Origin of the sequence: Mesorhizobium sp. M2A.F.Ca.ET.042.01.1.1 (assembly GCF_003997405.1) — a bacterium.
GTDB lineage: Bacteria > Pseudomonadota > Alphaproteobacteria > Rhizobiales > Rhizobiaceae > Mesorhizobium.
Genome location: NZ_RZRX01000464.1, coordinates 1 through 2,491, shown reverse-complemented (window position 1 = coordinate 2,491; position 2,491 = coordinate 1). Strand labels below are relative to the sequence as shown.

The 2,491-nt window shown below is 68.4% G+C and carries 3 protein-coding genes; all 3 read right to left on the bottom strand.

Features of this window, described 5'->3' with window-relative positions; all coding sequences use genetic code 11:
* Nucleotides 1-616 (bottom strand): nicotinate-nucleotide--dimethylbenzimidazole phosphoribosyltransferase (locus tag EOA23_RS33720; RefSeq protein WP_189341814.1); only part of this gene is annotated, 616 nt, incomplete at its 3' end.
* Between the two features lie 24 nt (nt 617-640).
* Nucleotides 641-1,408, bottom strand: a complete 768-nt coding sequence (locus tag EOA23_RS33715) for an adenosylcobinamide-GDP ribazoletransferase (RefSeq protein WP_127307233.1) — start codon at nt 1,406-1,408, stop codon at nt 641-643.
* A partial coding sequence (locus EOA23_RS33710) for a cobyrinate a,c-diamide synthase (protein ID WP_127307232.1) occupies nt 1,405-2,491 on the bottom strand: 1,087 nt, incomplete at its 5' end. The genes EOA23_RS33710 and EOA23_RS33715, both read right to left, overlap by 4 nt.

Sequence of the window (2,491 nt, the reverse complement as noted above, 5' to 3'; positions counted from 1 at the left end):
CTTTGCGCTTCATGCCGGCATCGTCGACGCCGGTGCCGCGCCCGGTCCATTTCTCCACGCTGCCGCCGAAAAGGGCGGTCGAGATCGCGGCCGCCGGGGTGGTGTTGCCAATGCCCATCTCGCCGAAGCAGACGAGGTCCAGGTCGCTGGTTACTGCGTCGTAGCCGGCGGAGACGGCGGCGAGGAAGGCCTGCTCGTCCATCGCGGGAACTATCGTGAAATCGCCGGTCGGATGGTCGAGATCGAGCGGGATGACGTCCAGCTTGGCGCCGGCGATGCGGGCCAGCTGGTTGATGGCCGCACCACCGCCGGCGAAATTCGCCACCATCTGTACCGTCACTTCCGACGGATAGGCCGAGACGCCCTGCGCGGTGACGCCGTGATTGCCGGCAAAGACGAAGACCTTCACATGATCGAGCTTGGGCATGTCGCGGCCTTGCCAGCGGCCGAGCCACGCGGCGATCGTTTCCAGCCTGCCAAGGCTGCCCGGCGGCTTGGTCAGCGTATCCTGGCGGCGGGCGACGGCTCCGGCGGCGATGTCGCTGCCAGCCGGAAGATCGAGGCAGGCGGCGCGAAGGTCTTCGAGCGATTTGAAGGACGTTGACTGAGGGGACATGGGGGCAAGGTCTCCGAAAGAGAATCAGGAAAGGCAAACAGAAGCGACGAGAAGTACGGCGATCTCGCCGAGCTGCTGCAGCGCGCCGATCGTGTCGCCGGTCTGGCCGCCGATCTGGGCGAGGCAAAGCGCGCGGAAGCCCGCGAAGACCAAGCCGAGCAGGATCAGCGCGGCGATGGCGCCGCCGAGGCCGAGCGCCAGCAGCGCCACGGCGCCGAGCGTAGCGCCGATGGCGGCGGTTTGGCTTGCGACCGAGCCCGCATTCGCCGACAGGCCGTCGCTGCGGGCCAGCGGCAGAAGATGCATGAAGGCACCGAAAAGCCCGCGCGAAGCGACGTGCGCGGCGAGCAGCGCCAGGAAGATATGGCCGGGACCGGCGAGTTCGGAGAGCGCGCTCCAGCGGATCAGCAGCGACAGCCCAAGCGCGGCGGCGCCATAGGCGCCGATGCGGCTGTCGCGCATGATCTCCAGTTTCCTGTCGCGTGTCCGGCCGCCCCCAAAGCCGTCTGCGATGTCGGAAAGCCCGTCCTCATGCAGGCAGCCGGTAACGAGCATGGTCGCGGCGAGTGTGAGCGCCGCAGCAGGGCCGGTGGCAAGACCCAAGCTGTAGGCGATGGCGTAGACAAGCGCGCCGATGATCGCCACCGCGAGGCCGGCGAAGGGCGCCGCCCAGATCGCGTCGGCAAGGCTGCGGCCGCCGAAATCGCTCGACGGCAATCTCAGCCTGGTGAAGAAGACGAGGCTGAGGCCGATATCGTCAAGCACTTGCCGGGGCGCCGAAGGGCCGCTCATGCGCTCCTCGCAATGGCATGGAAAAAGGTGCCGCTGACATGGCCGCGCCGGTAGCCGGAAGCGCCTAGCGGGTTGCCCTGGCCATCGGCAAGGTCGGCCAAGGGCTCGTCATTGCCGGTGGCCGTCATCTGGGCATAGTGGAATTCGTGGCCGCGGATCAGCGTGCCTTCCGGCCCCAACGGGCAGGCGGCGCGCAGCCGCGCCTCGCGGTAGCCGAGATTCATCTTGCGCCTGGCGAAGCTGGTCGAATGGCCAAGCAGGCCGAGCATCCTGTGGTTCTCGCCGTCCGCGTCTTCCAGCCCTTCGCCCAGCACCATGAAGCCGCCGCACTCGCCGTGGACCGGCTTCGCAGCGGCAAAGCGCGCCATTCCCGCCTGAAAGTTCGTCGCGGCCGCGAGCTTGCCGGCATGCAGCTCGGGATAGCCGCCTGGCAGCCAGCAGACATCGCAGTCCGGCGAAGGCGCTTCGTCGGCAAGCGGCGAGAAAGGCACGATCTCGGCGCCGGTCTTGCGCCAATGCGTGGCGACATGCGGATAGAGGAAGGTGAAGGCGGCATCCTCGGCTAGCGCGATGCGCTGCCCCGGCGGTTGGAGCGCGTTACCGAAGTCGCCGGCCGCTGGTTCGAGCGGTTTCGCGAGCGCCAGGATGGCGTCGATGTCGAGCGACTTTTCGACCATGTCGGCCAGCCGGTCGAGATGCGCCATCAGGTTCTCGTATTCGCCGGCCTGGACGAGGCCCAGATGCCGCTCCGGCAGGTTGAGCGTCGGATCGCGCAGGATGGCGCCGACCACGGGCAGGCCGATCGCCTCGATGGCGTCGCCCGACAGCCGCCGGTGGCGTTCGCTGCCGAGCCGGTTGAGCACGACGCCGGCCATGCGCACGTCCGGATCGTAAGTGGCAAAACCCTTGGCGACGGCGGCCGCCGTGGTCGACTGTCCGGAGACGTCGAGCACCAGAAGGACGGGCAGGCCGTAGAGCCGGGCGAGATCGGCGGCCGAGCCCGAGCGCCCCTGCTGCGCGGGAATGCCGTCGAACAGGCCCATGGCGCTTTCGAGGATGACGTATTCGGCGTCATCCGCGGCC

Excerpts from the sequence above, each read along its gene's own strand:
- EOA23_RS33715 (WP_127307233.1), bottom strand. The coding sequence starts at position 1,408 with ATGAGCGGCCCTTCGGCGCCCCGGCAAGTGCTTGACGATATCGGCCTC.